The organism is Mycobacterium sp., assembly GCF_040509115.1.
Lineage (GTDB): Bacteria > Actinomycetota > Actinomycetes > Mycobacteriales > Mycobacteriaceae > Mycobacterium.
Map to the genome: position 1 here is coordinate 1 of NZ_JBEVLO010000161.1, position 20,611 is coordinate 20,611.

15 protein-coding genes and 1 other RNA gene are annotated in these 20,611 nt (G+C 65.9%); 5 read left to right on the forward strand and 11 right to left on the reverse strand.

The genetic code is table 11. The features are described 5' to 3' along the window. Positions 1–47 precede the first annotated feature (47 nt). The 9 genes from ssrA to prfB all read right to left on the reverse strand — a co-directional run bounded on the left by ssrA (position 48) and on the right by prfB (position 7,262). Positions 48–416: a transfer-messenger RNA gene (gene ssrA, locus ABW137_RS12000) on the reverse strand. A gap of 156 nt (positions 417–572) precedes the next feature. After that, entirely contained in the window at positions 573–1,559 is a 987-nt protein-coding gene (locus ABW137_RS12005; RefSeq protein WP_526400131.1) for an alpha/beta hydrolase, read from the reverse strand. Between the two features lie 78 nt (positions 1,560–1,637). Continuing rightward, entirely contained in the window at positions 1,638–2,504 is an 867-nt protein-coding gene (locus tag ABW137_RS12010) for an EamA family transporter (protein WP_526400157.1), read from the reverse strand. After that, entirely contained in the window at positions 2,501–3,001 is a 501-nt protein-coding gene (gene smpB / locus ABW137_RS12015; RefSeq protein ID WP_526400133.1) for an SsrA-binding protein SmpB, read from the reverse strand. The genes ABW137_RS12010 and smpB overlap by 4 nt, the downstream gene beginning before the upstream one ends. A 2-nt stretch (positions 3,002–3,003) precedes the next feature. Continuing rightward, on the reverse strand, positions 3,004–3,900 hold the full coding sequence (gene ftsX, locus ABW137_RS12020) for a permease-like cell division protein FtsX (protein WP_526400135.1): 897 nt from the start codon (positions 3,898–3,900) through the stop codon (positions 3,004–3,006). Beyond that, on the reverse strand, positions 3,901–4,590 hold the full coding sequence (ftsE, locus tag ABW137_RS12025) for a cell division ATP-binding protein FtsE (RefSeq protein WP_526400159.1): 690 nt from the start codon (positions 4,588–4,590) through the stop codon (positions 3,901–3,903). Positions 4,591–4,631: 41 nt separating this feature from the next. Next, on the reverse strand, positions 4,632–5,177 hold the full coding sequence (locus tag ABW137_RS12030; RefSeq protein WP_526400137.1) for an Rv3103c family proline-rich protein: 546 nt from the start codon (positions 5,175–5,177) through the stop codon (positions 4,632–4,634). Next, complete coding sequence (locus tag ABW137_RS12035; RefSeq protein ID WP_526400139.1) at positions 5,174–6,154, reverse strand: mechanosensitive ion channel family protein; 981 nt, start codon at positions 6,152–6,154, stop codon at positions 5,174–5,176. The genes ABW137_RS12030 and ABW137_RS12035 overlap by 4 nt, the downstream gene beginning before the upstream one ends. Further along, positions 6,144–7,262: a peptide chain release factor 2 gene (gene prfB, locus ABW137_RS12040; RefSeq protein ID WP_526400141.1), complete on the reverse strand. Its 1,119-nt coding sequence runs from the start codon at positions 7,260–7,262 to the stop codon at positions 6,144–6,146. Before prfB ends, ABW137_RS12035 begins: the two co-directional genes overlap by 11 nt. Positions 7,263–7,383: 121 nt before the next feature. Here prfB and ABW137_RS12045 point away from each other — a divergent pair, with 121 nt between their 5' ends. Then, complete coding sequence (locus ABW137_RS12045; RefSeq protein WP_526400143.1) at positions 7,384–8,832, forward strand: FAD-dependent oxidoreductase; 1,449 nt, start codon at positions 7,384–7,386, stop codon at positions 8,830–8,832. Between the two features lie 94 nt (positions 8,833–8,926). Here ABW137_RS12045 and ABW137_RS12050 read toward each other — a convergent pair whose 3' ends face one another. Then, a complete protein-coding gene (locus ABW137_RS12050) occupies positions 8,927–9,334 on the reverse strand; it encodes a PPOX class F420-dependent oxidoreductase (protein WP_526400145.1) in 408 nt (135 codons plus the stop codon). 49 nt (positions 9,335–9,383) lie between these two features. Next, positions 9,384–9,884: a DUF2505 family protein gene (locus ABW137_RS12055; RefSeq protein ID WP_526400147.1), complete on the reverse strand. Its 501-nt coding sequence runs from the start codon at positions 9,882–9,884 to the stop codon at positions 9,384–9,386. 327 nt (positions 9,885–10,211) lie between these two features. Between ABW137_RS12055 and ABW137_RS12060 the strand changes: the two genes are divergently transcribed. From ABW137_RS12060 to ABW137_RS12075, 4 genes are all read left to right on the forward strand, one after another. Next, the gene (locus tag ABW137_RS12060; protein ID WP_526400149.1) at positions 10,212–13,382 is read left to right on the forward strand and encodes an MMPL/RND family transporter; all 3,171 of its coding nucleotides are present in this window, start codon (positions 10,212–10,214) and stop codon (positions 13,380–13,382) included. Positions 13,383–13,436: 54 nt separating this feature from the next. Further along, positions 13,437–14,285: a class I SAM-dependent methyltransferase gene (locus ABW137_RS12065; protein WP_526400151.1), complete on the forward strand. Its 849-nt coding sequence runs from the start codon at positions 13,437–13,439 to the stop codon at positions 14,283–14,285. Positions 14,286–14,772: 487 nt separating this feature from the next. Then, positions 14,773–14,994 carry an MbtH family protein gene (locus tag ABW137_RS12070; RefSeq protein ID WP_526400153.1) on the forward strand — a complete coding sequence of 74 codons (222 nt, stop codon included), beginning with the start codon at positions 14,773–14,775 and terminating at the stop codon, positions 14,992–14,994. A 30-nt stretch (positions 14,995–15,024) separates the two neighbouring features. After that, on the forward strand, positions 15,025–20,611 hold a 5,587-nt coding region (locus ABW137_RS12075; protein ID WP_526400155.1), incomplete at its 3' end, for a non-ribosomal peptide synthetase.

Consider the following 20,611-nt stretch of genomic DNA (forward strand, 5'->3'; position numbering starts at 1 on the left):
AGAAAACGACCAGCAGGCCGGATGTGTCATCCGGCCTGCTGGTCAAACGGTGGAGCTGCCGGGAATCGAACCCGGGTCCTACGGCATTCCCTCGAGGCTTCTCCGTGCGCAGTCCGCTATGTCTCTACTTGGATCTCCCGTTCACGCGGACGAGACGAGATGACGATCCCAGTCGCTGTTTGGTGTCCCCGTACATCCCGCGACCGGACGTATGGGTTTGTCCCTCTAGATGACGCCAGGGTCCGAGTCGAGGGCTCTCTCGGTCTGACGGACACACCGTCGCTTAGGCAGCGAGGGCGTAGTCGCGCTGATTGGAATCGGCGCTTAATTGGTTGCAACGACGCTTACGGTGGTCTCTTGCCTGCACCGGCACGCTTCCCTTGATTCGATGCGCGAAGTCGAAACCGTTCAGCCCCTCGCGCCTGCCGAACCTCGGCAGGAAGGTCGATACTACCCGCCCATAAGACAATGGCCAGCGATTATTTAGTCCCGGTCAGATCACGTCGCCCGGTGGCCGACGGGGTCGTGTGCGTGGGCCAGCGTCGAAACGTCGACCTGGCCACCCGGCGGCGCTAGACGCCGAGCGCCGGCCCGATGGTGGTGTTCCACGACTCCTGCATCTCCGACTCGAACAAGCCCCACGAATGGGAGCCCTCGGGTCGTACGACGTAGGTGATCGGCACCCCGGCCGCATTGGCCGCGTCGGCGAACTGCCGGGTGCTGTCGGCGACGATCCCCTCGATGAAACCGCCGGCGAAGTTGTTGGAGCCGGGTGGCAGCTTGTCGACGGCGCCCTGGCCGCCGCCCGACGCAGCGGCGTAGACGGCGACGCCCTTCAGCCGTCCGACGTTGACGGTCGGATCGTGCTCGACCCACAGCGGGCCACCCGGGGGACCCCACATGGCGTCGGCGCTCGCGCCACCGCTGCTGAGTGTCAGCGAGACGTTCTGCGCGCCGGTGGACGGGGTCAGGAAACCACTGTAGGAACCGACGGCCTTGTAGAGCCCGGGAGCCTGGATGGCGTAGTCGACGGCCGTGCCGCCGGTGCTCGACAGGCCGCCGACCGCGTTCTTGCCGTTGGTCTTGTACTGCGCATTGATCAACGGCGGCAGTTCCTGGGTCATGTACGTCTGGTACTGCTTGCTCGGATCGGCGATCCAGTTGGTGTACCAGCTGAACGGACCGCCAAGCGGGGAGACCACGTTGACGTTCTTGTTCGCGAAGAAACCCTGCAGATCGGTGAATCCGAACCAGCTCTTGGCGCCGGGCGCGAAGTTGGCGCCCGGGTCGAGGTTGTCGCCGCCGTCGATCCCCGGCAGCAGGTAGAACGTCGGCGCGCCGGACCTCGGCGCCTTCAGGACGTCGTTGACGATCACCTTGTCCATCGACGGCGAGTACACCGACACCTTGTCCCAGCGGTCGTTGACGTGCTCGATGCCGACGATGTGTGGCGCCGAATTGCCATCCGGCGGCGCTGCGAAGACCGAGGCGGGCGACAGCAGCGCCGCCCCGAGCAGAACGACGAACGCCATGACAATGATCTTGATCCCCCGATTCATGCGACGGATCGTAACGTCAAGATCGACTTTGGGCCGAGCAACTTCGTCAAACGAGAATCGGCGCGTCACGCCGGTCCGTCAACTAGCGGCAATCAACGCCACCGACGTCAACGCCAGCGCCATCCCGGCGGCCTGAAGGCGCGTCACGCGCTCCTTCAGTACCAGCATCGCGAGACCGACGGTGCTCGCCGGGTACAGCGAGATCAACACGCTCGTCAACGACAACATCGACGCCTGCAACGCCAACAACATCGACACGTTGGCGATGGTGTCCACGACACCGGCAGCCAGGGCCAATCGAAGGGGAATGCCCGACGGGGCCGCAAGGTCCCCGGTGACCGCCGCCACCGCGAAGACGACCACGCTCGCCGCCAATCTCGCAAAGACCAAGGGCCACAATCGCGCATCCGCGGGCGCCTGATCGATGAGGACGAAGTTCAACCCGAACGCCAGCCCCGAACCGAGCGTGAGCAACGCAACCTTGGCGGTGAAGCGGTGCGCCGTCGAATCGGAACCCGTTCCCGGCGGCGGCTCGTCGCGCACCTCCCGGGACACCAACACCACCGCCACGAGCGCCAGGACGATTCCGCAATAGGCGACCAGGCTGGGTCGCTCCCCCAGCACCACGCCGGTACCCACGGGGATGCCCGCCACCAGGATCGCCGTCAGCGGCGACACCAGCGACATGGGTCCCGACCCGAGCGCGGCGTAAAACCACCACACCCCGAACGCCTGGCCAATGCCGCACAAACCGCCCCACACGATCGCCGGCGTCGACACCTGGCCCCCAACCACGAACGCCAGCGCCGTCAGCAGGACCAACGCCACCGGGTAGGACACCAGAACGACGCGCAGCGCCGCCACCCTGCGCGACGCTAGGCCACCGACGAAGTCGCTGACCCCGTAGCCGACGGCCGACACCAGGGCGAAGGCGAGCCCGATCAGCTCATGCCCTTGACACGCCTGCCCAGTTCGCGCGTGACTTCCCGTTCGGCGTCGCGCCTGGCCAGGTCCTGACGCTTGTCATGGGCTTGCTTGCCGCGGGCCAAGGCCAGTTCGACCTTGACCTTGCCCTCGGTGAAGTAGAGGGACAGCGGAACCAGGGACAAATTGCCGTCGCGGATCTTGCCGATCAGCGTGTCGATCTGGCTGCGGTGAAGAAGCAACTTCCGGTTGCGCCGCGGCGCGTGATTGGTCCACGACCCGTGGTGATATTCGGGGATGTGGAGGTTGCGCAGCCAGATCTCGCCGTCGTCCACCGTCGCGAAGGCATCCGCGAGCGATGCCGTCCCGTCCCGCAGGCTCTTGACCTCGGTACCCATCAACGCCACCCCGGCCTCGAAGGTTTCGAGGATCGAATAATTGTGTCGCGCCTTGCGATTCGTGGCCACGATCTGATTGTTGCGGGACTTCTTGACGTCCGCAGCCGATTTCTTTGCCATCGCTAGCGCCGCACGTACAACCGCAGGGTGACGTACGCCGTGACGCCGGACATCGCCAAACCGAGGAACAGCATGATGGGCGCGCTGAAGTAGATGACGTCCTTGTAGTCGACCTCCGCGATCAGGTTGGCGTCGTAGAACTGGCTCAACGCCTTCTGCAGGAACAATGCCCGCACCAGGATGAGGCCGACGATCGCGATCACCACCCCGATGAAGGCGGCCAGCATCGCCTCCAAGAGGAACGGCAGCTGCGTGTACCACCGACTGGCACCCACCAGTCGCATGATGCCGATCTCGGTTCTTCGGGTGTAGGCGGCGACTTGAACCATGTTGGCGATCAACAGGATTGCACCGATGGCTTGAACGATCGCGATTGCGAATGCCGCCGCACTCAACCCGTCGAGTACCGCGAAGAGCCGGTCTATCAGGTCCTTCTGGTTGAGCACCTTGACGACACCTGGTTGACCCGCGAATGCGGCGTCGAAGTCCTGGTGTTTCTCGGGATCGTTGAGCTTGACGATGAACGACGCAGGAAACGCGTTCTTCCCCGCGACGTCCTTGAACTCGGGGAACTTCGCGATCGCGTCGTTGTAGGCGTCTTCCTGGCTAAGGAACCGGACCGACGTCACGTCGTCTCTGTCCTCCAACTGCTGGCGCAACGCCTTGCAGGGGTCGGCGTCACAGGTCGGGTCGTTGGCCGAGACGTCGTTGGTGAGGAACACCTGGCTTTCGACGCGGTCCAGATAGATGTCACGGGAACTGTCGGCGAGACGGACGACGAGGAGACCGCCGCCGAACAGGCCGATCGAGATGGCGGTCGTCAAGATCATGGCGACCGTCATCGTGACGTTGCGACGAAGCCCTGTCAGGACCTCGTTGACGAGAAAGCCGAAGCGCACTTAGCGATCCATTCCATAGACACCGCGTTGTTCGTCGCGGATCAGTCGTCCCAGCTCGAGTTCGAGGACTCGCTGGCGCATCGAGTCGACGATGTGATGGTCGTGTGTCGCCATCAGCACGGTCGTCCCAGTGCGGTTGATCCGCTCGAGCAGATCCATGATGTCCTTGCTGGTTTCGGGGTCCAGATTGCCCGTCGGCTCGTCGGCCAACAGCACCAGCGGCCGGTTCACGAACGCGCGCGCGATGGCGACGCGCTGCTGCTCGCCGCCGGACAACTCGTTGGGTAGCCGGTTCGCCTTGCCCGACAGTCCGACCATCTCCAGCACGTCGGGCACCACCCGGTTGATGACGTCGGCACGCTTGCCGATCACCTCGAGCGCGAACGCCACGTTCTCGAACACCGTCTTCTGCTGCAGCAGCCGGAAGTCCTGGAACACGCAGCCGAGAACCTGGCGCAGGCCCGGGATGTGACGGTTCGGCAATTTGTTGACGTGGAACTTCGACACCTGGATGTCGCCCTGGGTCGGAGTGTCCTCGGCAAGCAGCAGCCGCATGAAGGTTGATTTGCCGGAGCCGGACGGACCGATGAGGAAGACGAACTCACCTTTCTCGATCTTGAGCGAGACATTGTCCAGAGCTGGTCGTGCCGAGGATTTGTACTGCTTGCTCACGTGGTCGAGGGTGATCATCACGGCACGCCAGTGTAGCGGGGCCGCCTCGGGGGCCCTGACTACCCGGGTGGCGGGGGCGTCGTCGACACCTGCCCTGCACCGGGAAGGACGGTCGTCGTCGTGGTCGTGGACACGCCCGACCGGTTCGGCACGGGCAGCGTGGGACCGGTAGGCGTGGGCGTGGCGGTCCCGGTGATGGTCGTCGGCGGCAGCGGCCCGAAACCATCCGGGTCGACGACCGAGGTCGTCGGGAGGTCCGAGGTGTCCGTGGCGGTGGTCTCCGTCGTGGTCGTCTCGGTCGGCGTCGTCTCCGTCGTGGTGCTGGACCTCGTCGTGCTCCGGTAGGTGGTCCTCGGCTCCGTCTGGACCTGTGTGCGGGGCACCCAGGTGTACTCGGGGTCGGGCATGAACCCCGGCGGCACGACCTGAGCGGTCTCGGGCGTCGCAGGCGTCGACGCTGCCGGCTGGTAGGTGTTGTGCACCCAGGAGACCACGAAGAACGCCACGATCAGCGCCACGGTAGAGGTGCGGATTCGACCGTTGATGATGTATCCCGGCCAGCCGCGGTCGGTGCGTCGGCGAGTGACCCAGTTCCAGAAGCTCATGGAAGGTCCTCGACGTTCTGGGCCGCTGCCTGGCTGGAGGCAGGCGGGGTGACGGTGGCTGGACTCGGGATCGTGTTGACCGATGGCGTGGTGTCGCCGGAGGTGACGATGCCTGCTCGGATCAGGCCGGCGATGACCAGCACGCGGAGCCGTCGACCGACCTCGAACTGCTTGCCGGGGAGGGTCCGGGCGACCATGCGCAGGTTCACGGTGTCGACCTCGATGCTCTCGACACCCATGACCTGAGGCGCATCAAGCAGGAGTTTGCGCAGGCTGGTGTCGTTCATCGCGGCGTCGCTCACACCGTGGAGGACGTCGTCGACCCTGGTCAGGTCGGCGCTCGTCGGAACGGGGATGTCGACGACCGCGCGGGCCCAGTCCTTGGACAGGTTCATGGTCTTGACGATCTGACCGTTGGGGATGGTGAACACCTCCCCCTCCGTGGACCGCAGCTTGGTGACGCGAAGTGTCACGTCCTCGACGGTGCCCTCGGCGGGCGCGGCGATCCCCGCGACGGTGAGAGCCACCAGGTCACCGAAGCCGTATTGCTTCTCGGTGATGACGAAGAACCCCGCCAGCAGGTCCTGCACGATGCGTTGCGCGCCGAAGCCGAGCGCCGCGCCGAGCACGGCGGCAGGCGCCACCAGCGAGCCCACTGGAATGGCGATGACGTCGGTGATCTCGACGAGGACGACCACGAAGACCACCGCGATCGACACCCAAGAGATGACCGAGGCGACGGCCTGTCGATGCTTGGCCGTCTCGGTGCGCACCAGTTGATCGGTCTCCTGGAAGTCCGCGTCGATGCGCCGGGTGATCTTCTGGGCGGTCCAGCTGATGAACCGGGCGGCGAGCATCGCGAAGATGACCAGCAGGACGATCTTCAGACCCCTGGTGAGGATCCACTCGCCGACGCCGCCCCGCCAGAAGTCGTGCCAGCGTTGCGCGAACTCGATTGCTTGATAGCTAGTCGTCATCTTTCCTATTGCGCCAACGGATTCCGGCCTCCAGGAATCCGTCGATGTCGCCGTCGAGTACTGCTGCGGGATTTCCGACTTCGTAGTCGTTACGCAGGTCCTTGACCATCTGGTAAGGATGCAACACGTAGGAGCGCATCTGGTTGCCCCACGAACTGCCACCGTCCCCCTTGAGGGCGTCCATCTCGGCGCGCTCCTCCAAGCGCTTGCGCTCCAACAGCTTTGCCTGAAGCACGCGCATCGCCGAAACCTTGTTCTGCAGCTGCGACTTCTCGTTCTGGCAAGTCACGACGATGCCCGTGGGAATGTGGGTGAGTCGAACAGCGGAGTCGGTGGTGTTGACCGACTGTCCGCCGGGGCCGCTGGAACGGTAGACGTCGACGCGCACGTCACCGTCCGGGATGTCGATGTGGTCGGCGGTGTCGACCACCGGCAGCACCTCCACGTCGGCGAACGAGGTCTGCCGTCGGCTCTGATTGTCGAATGGGCTGATCCGCACCAGCCGGTGGGTGCCCTGCTCGACCGACAGCGTGCCGTACGCGTAGGGGGCGTGCACCGCGAACGTTGCGCTCTTGATGCCCGCCTCCTCGGCGTAGGACGTGTCGAAGACCTCGACGCCGTACGAGTGCTTCTCGGCCCATCGGATGTACATCCGCATGAGCATCTCGGCCCAGTCTGCGGCGTCGACGCCACCGGCGCCGGATCGGATGGTCACGACGGCCTCGCGCTCGTCGTATTCCCCCGACAGGAGCGTGCGGACCTCCATGGCCTCGACGTCGTCGCGCAGCTTGGCCAGTTCGGCATCGGCATCGACCACGGCCTCGTCTCGGCCCGCGCCCGCTTCCTCCTCCGCCGCGAGTTCGTACATGACGGGCAGGTCGTCGAGGCGCTGCCTGAGCTCCTCGACGCGGCGCAACTCGCTCTGGGCGTGGGATAGCTCGCTGGTGACCTTCTGAGCACGGGTCTGGTCGTCCCACAACTTCGGATCGGACGCCGCGTCTTCCAGCGTCTTGATGCGGCCGCGCAGCCCGTCGACATCGAGCACCCGCTCCACCGTCGTCAGAGTGGTGTCGAGCGCTGCGATGTCTTCTTGCCGGTCGGGTTCCACGGGAGATCAGGGTACCGACCGTTGCGGCGGTCTAGCATCGGCTTGGTAACCCGGCCGCGGCGTCGCGACAGCCCCTTGCGCGTCGGCGGGCGAAGACAGCAGGCTCTTGGAAGGTTCGTCCATGCGCCCATACCACGTGGCGATCGTCGGTTCTGGTCCGTCTGGCTACTTTGCGGCGGCCTCACTTCTGAAGTTCGCGGACAACACTGACGATGCCGACGTGCGGATCGACATGCTGGAGATGCTGCCGACCCCTTGGGGTCTGGTGAGGTCCGGCGTCGCCCCCGATCACCCGAAGATCAAGACCATCAGCGGCCAGTTCGAGAGGACGGGCAACGACCCCCGCTTCCGGTTCTTCGGCAACGTGCGGGTCGGCGAGCACGTCGAAGCGGCCGAGCTGGCCGAGCGCTACGACGCCGTCATCTACGCCGTCGGCGCCCAGGCGGACCGACCGCTCGGCATCCCCGGTGAGGACTTGCCGGGCAGCGTCGCCGCCGTCGACTTCGTCGGTTGGTACAACGCCCACCCGCACTACGGCGAGATGACGCCGGATTTGTCGACGGGACGGGCAGTGGTGATCGGCAACGGCAACGTCGCGCTGGACGTGGCCCGCATCCTGGTCAGCGACCCCGACGCACTGGCCAACACCGACATCGCCGACCATGCGCTGGACTCCCTCCATGCCAGAGGCGTCGAGGAGGTCGTCGTCATCGGACGCCGCGGGCCACTGCAGGCCCCATTCACCACGCTCGAGTTGCGCGAACTCGGGGACCTGGAGGCGATGGCCGACGTCGACGTGATCGTCGACCCCGCGGACCTCGCCGACATCTCCGACGAGGACCTCGAGGCGGCGGGCAAGACCGTCAAGCTGAACGTGAAGACGTTGCGTGGTTACGCCGACCGCGGTGACGGGGGCGAGCGAAGCGACGGGGGTTCGGCACAGAAGGGCGAGCGAAGCGACGGGGGTTCGGCACAGCGGGGCGAGCGAAGCGACGGGGGTTCGGCACGGACGGCCAAGCGCCGCATCGTGTTTCGCTTCCGCACCTCCCCCATCGAGATCAAGGGCACCGACAGGGTCGAGTCGATCGTGTTGGGGAGCAACGAGCTGGTCGAGGACGGCGGCCGACTGGTGGCCAAGGACACCGGGACACGCGAGGAGCTTCCGGTGCAGCTCGTCGTCCGCGCCGTCGGGTATCGGGGTGTGCCCACGCCTGGGCTGCCGTTCGACGAGCGGTCCGGCACCATCCCGCACACCGACGGTCGCATCGACGGCAGTCGCAACGAATACGTCGTCGGCTGGATCAAGCGTGGTCCCTCCGGCGTCATCGGAAGCAACAAGAAGGACTCGCAGGAGACCGTCAACACCTTGCTCGCGGATCTGCATGACGTCGAGCCGAAGTTCGGGGACGACGACGTCCTCGAATGGCTGCGGTCCCGGCAGCCCAAGTTGGTCACCAACGACCACTGGAAGCTGATCGACGCGCACGAGCGCACCAGCGGTGAGTCGTTCGGCAGGCCGCGGGTCAAGCTGACGAGTGTGGCGGACCTGCTAAGGATTGGGCACGGCTGACGACGAAGGCGGCGAGGCACGAGCCGGTGAGGAGTCAGCCCACTCAGCCCACTCAGGCACGGCTGACGAATCTCAGCCCATTGGGCACCGCTGATCACTCGCCCGGCGGTGGGGTGACCTTGTCTGCCTCGATCGTGACGAGCACCCTGGTCTCGTCCGGGTTGCCGCTGAAGTTCGGATACGGGATGCCGAGGTACTTGTGCGAGATCTCGTTGATGCTCTCCCGGCCGCCATCGGTGGTGGTGGCGACGACGCGCCCACGCACGGCGTAGTAGCGGTTCACGTTCTCGGGATCGACGACGTTCACGGCGACGCGCGGGTCGCGGGCGATGTTCCTCGCCTTCTGCATGCCTCCCACGATGTTGAGGACGACGTTCTCGCCGTCGGTGGTCACCCAGGTCTCGGTCAGCTGCGGTGAACCGTCGGGCATGAGGGTGGCGATGAAGCATGGGCTCGGGCGACGAAGAAGGTCGAGCAGACCTTCTGGAAGTTGTTGGGGCATGTGTTCGTCATACACCGCGCGGTACGTCGAACGTCGGGCGATGCCGGTCTCAGGCGTGTTGCGCGATCCACTCGGCGGTGAAGCGCTGGATCACGGAGGTCTGTTCGGCCAGCTGGCGGCACATCAAGCTCTCGATCTTGCCACCGACCAATGGAATTCGGAACTCGACCGTCGCCTCGCACTTCAGCCGGGAGCCCTTCTTCGCTGGTGTCAGCAGGACCATGCCGAGCCCCGATCCTGGTGCCCCGCGCGCTTCCTGCCTGACCTCCCCGCGGACCAGGCCGCCGTCGACCGGGCTCCACCTCTCGGTCTGGACCACCTGCCAGTCGAGGGGGTGGAACTTCGCGACGAGCCCCGGCAACCCGTCGCTGCCGAGCTCGTAGACGACTACGACGGTGACGGTGCCGTCGGGGTCGACGACCAACGAGTCCAGCCTGCCGCCACCGAATTCCTCGAGCCGCGCCAGCCAGTAGTCGCGCTCGGCGAAGGCCCATCGGATCTGTTCCACGGTGGCCGAGGACTCAACCGAGAAGTCAACTGATCGTGACATGGCTGGAGGGTATCGCTGTCGCCGTCCGCAGGCTCGCCGTTCGTAGCTGAAACGTCGTCGCGATGCTCGTGACGAATCAACAATTCCTTACCCGACCGTCAACAGAAGCCATTACGCTGGCTCGCGAGTTTCAGCTGGATGCGCCACGAAGACGACTGGGGGCAAGGCGCGAGGTGGATCCTGCCGTGACACGGGGGATTCATCCGCGCCTCTCCACTCGAGCCGAGAGAAGAGGTGGACAGTCGTGGGCGAAATACCCGCCGTTGACGTTGCTGCCACGGACCGGCGCCACCTCGGATTGCGCTCTAACACCAGTCTGGTCCTGTAATGCGTTGGCCGACGAGGTCATCGGCGTCCACGCCGACGGACCCGACGGACCCGACCAACCCGACGGACACTGCAGATACGTCGCACACGACGGCCCTGGCAGACAAGGACACGCGGGCGAGCGGTGGCTTCTTTCCCCGGTTGGCCGATGCGGTGGTGCGGTGGCCGTGGCTGGTGATCTGCTTCTGGATCGCGCTCGCGGTCGTTCTGCCGCCGCTGTTCCCCACGCTGGCCGAGGTGACCCAGAAGCATCCGGTCTCTCCCCTGCCCGCCAACGCACCGTCCACCCTCGCTACCGCACAGATGACCGAGGCGTTCCCCGAGTCGGGCTCGGAGGACAACGTCCTGCTGGTGCTCCTGACCGATGACAGGGGGCTGACCGCAGACGACGAACAGGTGTACCGAACCCTGGTCGAACGCCTGCGCGTGGACAACCAGGACGTCGTGATGCTGCAGGACTTCGCCGCCACTCCACAGTTGCGAGACACCCTGAGCAGCAAGGACGGCAAGGCCTGGATTTTGCCGATCGGCATCGCCGGCGACTTGGGCTCACCGGAGTCCACCGCCGCGTACGGCCGGGTCACCGCGATCGTCAACCACGCGGTGGAGGGATCCACGCTGACCGCAAACTTCACCGGGGCAGCCGCCACCGTGACCGACTTCGTCGACGTCAGCGTGCGAGACCAGGTACAAATCGAGCTCGCGATCATCGTGTTGCTGCTCGTGATCCTCCTGATCATCTACCGCAACCCCATCACCATGTTGCTGCCGTTGATCACCATCGGCGCGTCCCTGGTGATCGCGCAGACCGTCGTCGCCGGAGTCGCCCAGTTCGGTCTGGTGGTGTCCAACCAGACCGTCGTCCTGCTGAGCGGGATGCTGGCCGGAGCGGGCACCGATTACGCCGTGTTCCTGATCAGTCGTTATCACGACTACCTGCGGCTTGGATTGGACTCGAATCACGCGGTCAAGCGTGCACTGAGTTCGATCGGCAAGGTGATCGCCGCGTCCGCGGCGACCGTGGGCGTGACCTTCCTGGGGATGAGTTTCACCCAGCTCGAACTGTTCTCGACCATCGGGCCTGCGTTGGCGATCGGCATTGGCGTGGCGTTCGTCGCCGCGGTGACGCTGCTACCCGCCATCATGGTTCTCGTCGGGCGACGCGGATGGATCAAGCCGCGACGCGACCTCACCACGCGGTTCTGGCGTCGATCCGGAATACGGATCGTGCGCAGGCCCAAGGCGAATCTCGTTGCGAGCCTGATCATCCTGCTGCTGCTCGCCGGCTCAGTCGGGTTGGTCCGCTACAACTACGACGACCGCAAGGCCCTGCCTGCCACGGTCGCCAGCTCCCTCGGGTACGCCGAGCTGGATCGGCACTTCTCGCTGAGCGCGATCATCCCTCAGTACGTCTTGGTCCAGTCGCCGCACGATTTGCGGACCCCTGAGGCACTCGCCGACCTCGAGCAGATGGCTCAGCGGCTGAGTCAACTGCCCGACGTCGCCGCGATCAGGGGTGTCACCCGGCCCAACGGGGAGCCGCTGGAAGCCGCGAGCACGACGCGTCAGGCCGGCGAGATCGGCCAACGGTTGGACGACGCCTCCACCTTGATCGCCGAGCGCAACGACGACCTCAACCGGTTGGCCTCGGGCTCCGACGAATTGGCGGACAGCCTCGCCACTCTTCGCGACCAGATCACCAAGGCCCTCTCGGGGGTCACCGGTCTCATCGACTCACTGTCGGTGATTCAGAAGCAGTTCGGTGGACAGTTCGGCGGCGACATGACGCTTGGCCAGATGGGCGACGGCAGCCGCCTCATCAGCGGCATGCGCGCGTTGGGCGACGCCCTGCAGACCAAGTTCGGCGGCATGGCCAACAACCTCGAATGGATCGATCCGGTGGTCATCGCACTCGACCAAAGCCCCTTCTGCGACGGTGACGACATTTGTCGCGCTGCCCGCGACCAATTCCACGAACTCCAGACCGCCAGGAATGATGGCACCCTGGAAAAGCTGGCCGCCCAACTGCAGTCAACCGGGCCGATGTCGAAGTTGTCGCAAATGGTCGCCGATCTGACCAAGGCAATGGGTTCGGTGACCGGCTCGATGGGGTCGATGTCGGGACTTGGCGGCCTCGGTGCGCGCGGTGGTGGCGGCGGCGATCCCCTGAAGAACATGCAGCAGGGTCTGGATTCGCTCGCCAGTGGAAGCAGGCAGCTGGCCGACGGTGTCGAGCAGCTGGTGGACCAGACCAAGAGGATGGGCACCGACCTCGGCGACGCATCGGCGTTTCTGCTGGCGATGAAGAACGACGCGGCGACACCGTCGATGACCGGCTTCTACATACCTCCACAATTGCTGGCGTCCAACGACTTTCGGAAGGCCGCCGCGTTCTTCGTATCGCCTGACGGACATTCGGTGCGGTATCTGCTCGAAACGAAGCTTGGCCCGTTCACCACCGAGGCGATGGACCAGGTCGTCTCCGTCGTCGATACCGCGCGCGGCTCGCAACCCAACACCGCACTGGCCGACGCATCGATATCGATGACGGGCTACCCGGCCTCCTTGAGGGACGCCCGTGATTACTACAACCACGACATCCGATTCATCATCGGCCTGACGATCATCGTGGTTCTGCTGATCTTGATAGCCCTGCTGCGGGCGATAGTGGCGCCGCTGTACCTCATCGCCTCGGTGATCATCTCGTACCTGGCGGCGCTCGGCATCGGCGTCGTCGTCTTTCAGTTCATCCTCGGCCAGGAATTGCATTGGAGCGTACCGGGACTCACGTTCATCATCCTGGTCGCAATGGGCGCCGACTACAACATGTTGCTTATTTCGCGAATTCGCGATGAGTCGCCGCGTGGCATCCGGTCCGGTGTCATCCGCACCGTGGGCTCGACCGGCGGCGTCATCACGGCGGCCGGTCTCATCTTCGCCGCGTCGATGTTCGGTCTGCTGTTCGCCAGCATCAGCACCATCGTTCAGTCCGGCTTCGTCGTCGGGGCAGGCATTCTGCTGGACACGTTCCTGGTGCGAACGGTCACGGTGCCCGCGATGGCCGTCCTGGTGGGACGAGCGAACTGGTGGCCGTCACGTTGGCGACCGGGGTCGCCTGCGCGAGGTAAGCAGCCCGCGGCGAGCGAGCTGGCGGCCGCTGACGCGGGATGACGCGATCGCTGGCCAGCAAGACCAACGGATCACGGGGACGGTGAGGGGAAGATCGTGACGAACTCTGCAGCGCGAGAGCCGGTGCGCCCGAACGGGAATCACCGCGACAAGGTGGACTTCACCACTGTTCGGTGGCGGTCCGTGGAGTGGACGAACCTCTGCGTGCTCTACCTTCGGGCCTACGAAAGTCGCCTGCCCCAATCCATCCTCGGCGATTACATGGCCGACGAAGCCGTCGGGCGAATCGACTACGACTTCGAGCGCATCCACCGAGCCGTTCGCCCCGCCACCAACCAGTTCATGGTGGCGCTCCGCGGGGTGTTGTTCGACCGGTTCACGTCCGAGTATCTGACGCGCCACCCGGAAGCGGTGGTGCTGCATCTGGGCTGCGGGTTGCACAGTCGCGCTTTCCGTTTGACCGCGGCGAAGGGCGTTCGATGGTTCGACGTCGACCTGCCGAAGGTCATCGCGTTGCGCCGGCAGTTGTACGCCGAGTCCGAGACCTATCGGATGATCGGATCGTCGGTGACCGATCGTGACTGGATCGACGAGCTACCCGAGGGCGGCCCGGTCCTGATCGCGGCCGAGGGGCTGCTGATGTATCTGAGCCCGGCCGAGATCACCGATCTCCTCCGTCGCCTGCTGGACAGGTTCGACACCGGAGAGTTACTGGCCGACGTGGTCTCGGCCTGGGGCCCGCGACTGTCGAAGGTCATCACGTGGGGCACCAACGACGGCGCCGAGATAGCGCGCTGGGAGTCGCGGCTGCGCCTCGTCGAGGACAGCCCCGTGATGGCGGGGTTCGATCGGATTCCGCTGACGCCCCAGCGGTTGCTGTACCGCACGCTTCACGTCATCCCACCCATCCGGAACTACGACCGCTTCCACCGCTTCGCGTTCTAGGGACCAGTAACGTTGCGACGTCCGTCAGGCGCGGGCGTGATCGGCACCCTCTGCACCATGCCCACCTTCCTGGCAATCGATCTTCGGATTCGATCTCGCCCCGCCAGGGTGCGGTCGGCGTCGCCCAGCACACGGGATCTTGAAAGCCTCCGGCACAAGCCGGTTTCCGCGATCTTGATTGCTACGGGATCGCCCCCGCCGGAATTCACCGGGTTACGACGGAAACACCTGGGGTTTTCGCCGTTTACTTAGCGCGACAACGCATTTTGCCACTTCCCCCGCCCAGCAAACTCGGTGCACCTGTCGCGAACCCGCCACTGGTCGCGGCGGGCGGCGGGCCAGCACGAACGCCACTTTGGATCTCGGCTGGCAAGTAGCTGACGATTCCGCTAATTTCACGGAATCGTCCGACTGGCGCCGCTGGCCTGCAGTACGTTGGGCGAGGTTTATAGAACATGGACCAACGGTTCCCCGGGGGGGCGTACTGATGAGTATCAATCCGTTCGACGACGACAACGGCACTTTTCTCGTGTTGGTCAACGACGAAGAGCAGCACAGCCTGTGGCCAACGTTTTCTGACGTACCGGCCGGCTGGCGGGTGGCATTCGGCGAAGCCGATCGCGCGGCGTGCCTGGAGTACATCGAGACGAACTGGACCGACATCCGGCCGAGAACGCTTCGGGAGCGATTGGCTCAGAGCCAATCCTGACGGCCAAGCCGACGGACTGGGGGCAGTCGGATGGAGCTTGGCCACGGTGCCTTTCCGCTGACACGACGACAACTGGCCATTTGGCTATCGCAGGAGACGGGTCGTTCCGGCACGGAATGGCAGCTCGGGATGTTCGCGAGGATCGATGGTGCCATCGATCCGAAGATCTTCGAGCAGTCGATCCGTCAAGCGCTGCAGGAGGCCGAGCCGAGCAGGTCCGCCTTCTTCGTTGAGGACGGGCAGGTCGTGCAACGCGCGATCGACTACTCGGACGTCGAGTTGACGCTTCATGATCTGACGCACTCGGACCGCGCCGTGGCCGATGCGCGCGAGATCTCAGATGCCATGCAGCGCACCCTGATGCCGTTCACCGGGCGGTTGATGAAGTTCGCGTTGTTCCAGACCAAGGCCGACGAGTTCTATTGGTTCGCCTGCTGCCACCACATCGTCATCGACGGAACGAGCATGGCCCTGGTGGGCCGTCGAATCGCCACGATCTACACGGCGATCGTCTCCGGTCGGCCCATCCCCCCGGCCACGTTCCGTTCCCTCCGTGACTACGTCAACGACGAACTGGAGTATGAGGCTTCGGCCGAATTTCTGGAGGATCAAGCGTATTGGCGCGACCACCTCCCGGCGGAGGACGAATCGGATCACCCCCAACCAAGGAGCGCGAACGACCGCGATCCGTACTGGCCATCCGCTCAGGTCGAGGTGGACCCCGCGGTCATCGGACGAATCAAGGGCTTGTGCAAGGCATTGGGTGTCCGCAGGCCATCCGTCATCACTGCGGCGTGCGCTCTCCTGGTGCACGGGCACGGCGTCGACGGTTCCGAGGTGGTACTGGACTTCCCGGTCAGCCGACGGGTGACTCCCGAGTCGAAGACCGTCCCGGGAATGCTCGCAGGCGTGGTCCCACTGGTGCTCAAGACGTCGCCAGATACCACCGTTGCCGACTTCTGCCGACACGTCGACACACGCGTGCGGGAAGCCGTGGCGCATCAGCGATTCCCGGTGCACGTCCTCGAGGACAAGGTCGACCTGCGCGGCCCGCGGCAGGACACCAACCGGGTAGTTCTGAACTTCGTGTTGTCCAGGCTGTCCATCGATCTCGCAGGTGTCGACGCAACCGCGACGTACAGCACCTTCGGCCCGGTCGATCACTTCGGGTTGTTCTTCCTGCTGGCAGGCAGCCAACACCTCTTCAGCACGCAGGGCGCGGGGCAGCCGCTGTCGAACTTCGACGTCTCCGACCTGGTGGCGCGCCTGGAGCGGCTGTTGGTGGCCATGATCGCCGATCCCGAGGCACGGTTGTCGACCCTGGATGTGCTCGACGAGGGTGGGCATGCGGGACTGGAGGCACTCGGCAATCGGGCCACCCTGACGCAACCGAGCACGCCCGTGTCCATCCCGCGGCTATTCGCCGATCAGGTGGCGCGCTGGCCGGGGGCGGTAGCGGTGCGGTGCGACGGCAGATCGATGACCTATCAGGAGCTCGATGCCGCGTCGAATCGGTTGGCGCACTTGCTCTCCGAGCAGGGCGCAGGCCCCGGTGAATGCGTGGCGTTGCTGTCCGCCCGGTCGGCCGAGGCAATCGTCGCCATCCTGGCGGTGCTCAAGACCGGGGCGGCCTACCTGCCCATCGACCCCACCGTGCCGCAGGCCCGGATCGACTTCGTGCTCGCGGACGCCGCGCCGATCGCCGCGGTCAGCACGTCGAGGTTGGCCGACCGACTCTCCGGCGTGCGCGTCATCGCCATCGACGACCCCGTCATTGCCGGCCAGCCCGCCGCCGCGTTGCCGATGCCCGCTGCGGACGACGTCGCGTACGTCATCTACACCTCGGGAACCACCGGCACGCCCAAGGGCGTGGCCATCACCCACCACAACGTGACCGACCTGCTGCGGGCACTGGACTCCGGCCTGGCGGGCGCACGTACGTGGCCCCAATGTCATTCGCTGGCCTTCGACGTCTCGGCGTGGGAGATCTTCGGTCCCCTTCTGCGTGGCGGACGGCTCGTCGTCGTGCCCGAATCCGTTGCAGCCTCGCCGGATGACTTCCACGCACTGCTGATCGACGAACACGTCGACGTGCTGACCCAAACTCCCTCCGCCCTCGCCGCTCTGCCCCCCGAGGGCTTGGAGTCGATGACGTTGGTGGTGGCCGGGGAGGCGTGCCCGCCCGAGGTGGTGGAGCGTTGGGGTGCCCATCGGCTGATGATCAACGCCTACGGCCCCACCGAGACCACGATGTGCGTGGCGATCAGCAACCCGTTGTCACCGGGTGCCGGGGTGCCGATCGGGGTGCCGGTGCCGGGGGCGGCGTTGTTCGTGTTGGACCGGTGGCTGCGACCGGTGCCTGCCGGGGTGGTCGGTGAGTTGTACGTCGCGGGCCGCGGTGTCGGCGTCGGGTACGTGCGTCGGTCCGGGTTGACCGGATCACGTTTCGTCGCCTGCCCGTTCGGCGCACCCGGCTCGCGGATGTACCGCACCGGAGACCTGGTGTGCTGGGGCAGCGATGGACAACTGGAGTACCTGGGCCGCGCGGACGACCAGGTCAAGATCCGCGGCTACCGCATCGAACTCGGCGAGGTGCAGACTGCGCTCGCGGCGCTGGACGGCGTGGAACAGGCCGTCGTCGTGGCGCGGGAAGACCGTGCCGGCGACAAACGCCTCGTCGGTTACGTCACCGGACTCGCCGACCCGACCGCCGCGCGAGCGGCATTGGCCCAACGCCTCCCGGCCTACCTGGTGCCCGCCGCCGTCGTGACGCTGACGTCGCTGCCGTTGACCATCAACGGAAAGCTCGACACCCGTGCCCTGCCCGCGCCCGAGTACCTGGATCGCGAGCGGTACCGCGCCCCCGCCACGCTCACCGAAGAACTGTTGGCGGGCATCTTCGCCCAGGTTCTGGATGTCGACAGGGTGGGAGTGGACGACTCGTTCTTCGACCTCGGCGGGGACAGCATCTCGGCCATGCGCGTGATCGCTGCGGTCAACAGCACCTTGAGCTCCGGTCTCGGGGTGCGTGCCCTGTTCGATGCGCCCACGGTCGCCCAGTTGGTGCCCCATGTCGGCAGCGTCAACCGGGCGCTGGCACCCCTGACGGCCAGCGAGCGTCCCGCGGTCATACCCCTGTCGTTCGCGCAGAACCGACTGTGGTTCATCGACCAGTTGCACGGTCCCTCAGCGGTTTACAACATGGCGACCGCGCTACGGATCACTGGGGCGCTCGACGTCGACGCGCTCGCCGTGGCGCTGGACGACGTGGTGGGCCGACACGAAAGCCTGCGCACCCGCTTCGCCGCCACCGACGGGATCCCCCAGCAGGTGATTGTTTCGGCGGAACGTTCCGACATCGGTTGGGACGTCGTGGACGCTACGACGCTTCCGACTGTCGAACTGAACGCGGCCATCGACGACATGGCTCGCCGGACGTTCGACCTGGAAACCGAAATCCCGCTGCGGGTCAGGCTCTTCCACGTCGCCGATGGCGAACACCTCCTCGTTGCGGTGGTACACCACATCGCCGCCGACGGCTGGTCGGTGACGCCACTCGCGCGCGATTTGGGCTTGGCATATGCCAGCCGGTGCGCAGGCCAGGCCCCGCAGTGGGCACCGCTGCCGGTGCAGTACGCGGACTACACCCTTTGGCAGCGCGCGCAGTTCGGTGATCTCGACGACGGTCACAGTCCCATCGCCAGGCAGCTGGCCTATTGGGAAGGCGCCCTGGCGGGGTTGCCCGAGCGGCTGCAGCTGCCCACCGATCGACCGCACCCTCCCGTCGCCGACCAGCGCGGTGCCAGCGTGGTCGTGGACTGGTCCCCCGAGTTGCAGCAAGCGCTGCACGAAATCGCGCACGCGTACGACGCCACCACGTTCATGGTGGTTCAGGCGGCGCTGGCGCTACTGTTGGCCCGTCTGAGCGCGAGCTCCGATGTGGCCGTGGGCTTCCCGATCGCCGGACGCAACGACCCGGCACTCGACGAGTTGGTCGGCTTCTTCGTCAACACCCTGGTGCTACGGGTGGACCTCAGCGGGAACCCCACCGTCGCGGACCTGTTGGCCCAGGTCCGCCGCCGCAGCCTCGCCGCCTACGAACACCAGGACGTGCCCTTCGAGGTGCTCGTCGAACGACTCAACCCCACCCGGTCGCTGACCCACCACCCGGTCGTCCAGGTCGCATTGGCTTGGCAGAACTTCGCTGGACAGGCGACCGGCGACCCATCCGGGGTGACGCTTGGGGACCTGCAGGTCACGCAGATGCCCATCGACACCCACACCGCGCGGATGGATTTGGCCTTCTCCCTCGGGGAGCGCTTCACCGACGCCGGTGAGGCGAACGGGATCGGCGGGACGGTGGAGTTCCGCACGGACGTGTTCGACGCTGCCACCATCGAGACGCTGGTTGAGCGGCTGAGGCACCTCCTGACTGTCTTGGCCGCCGACCCCACCCAACGGCTGTCGTCGATCGACGTGGTCGACGCCGTCGAGCACGCCCGCCTCGACGAGTTCGCCAACCGGACGGCGCTGAGCCAACGGGCGACGTCGGCTTCCATCCCAGAGTTGTTCGCACGAAGCGTCGCTCGCGCACCCGAAGCGATCGCGATCAGATTCGAGGACCGTTCCTCGACCTACCGAGAACTCGACGAGGCCGCCAACCGGATGGCGCACCTCTTCGCCGCCCACGGCGCCGGACCAGGACGGTGTGTGGCCCTGGTCCTGGAGCGTTCCGCCCGAGCCATCGAGGCCATGCTTGCGGTTCTCAAGACCGGCGCGGCGTACCTGCCGATCGACCCCGCCCATCCCGATGCGCGGATCGACTTCATGCTCGCCGACGCGGCACCGGTCGTCGCGGTCACCACGGGACCGTTGGCCGACCGTCTGCAGCGGTGCGGGGTGCCGTTGATCGACCTCGACGATTCCGTGGTCGACGCTCAGCCGAGCGCCCCGCTGCCGCTGCCCGCCGCCGACGACGACGTCGCCTACGTCATCTACACCTCGGGAACCACTGGAATCCCCAAGGGCGTCGCCATCGCCCACCACAACCTGGCCCACCTCGCGGAGTCGTTGCCCGCAGACCTGCCCTCGACACAGGTGTGGACACAGTGCCACTCGTACGGCTTCGACTTCTCCGTCTGGGAGGTCTGGGCGGCGCTCCTCGGCGGGGGCCGGCTGGTGGTGGTTCCCGACGAGGTGGCGAACTCGCCAGAAGACTTGCACGCGTTGTTGATTCGCGAACAGGTCAGCGTGCTGACGCAGACCCCCTCTGCGGTGGCGGCACTTTCGTCGGAGGGCTTGGACTCGGTGGCGTTGCTGCTCGGCGGTGAGGCCTGCCCTGCCGACGTGGTGGACCGCTGGGCGCCTGGCCGCGTGATGATCAACGCGTACGGCCCCACCGAGGCCACGGTCTACGCGTCGATGAGTGCGCCGCTGACACTGGGGTCCGGAGTTCCGCCGATCGGCGGGCCGGTAGCCACGGCGGCCGCTTTCGTGCTGGATGCGTCGTTGCGGCCGGTGCCGGTGGGGGTGGTCGGTGAGCTGTACGTCGCGGGCCGTGGTGTCGGCATGGGCTATCTGGGCCGGACGGCGTTGACCGCGAACCGATTCGTGGCGT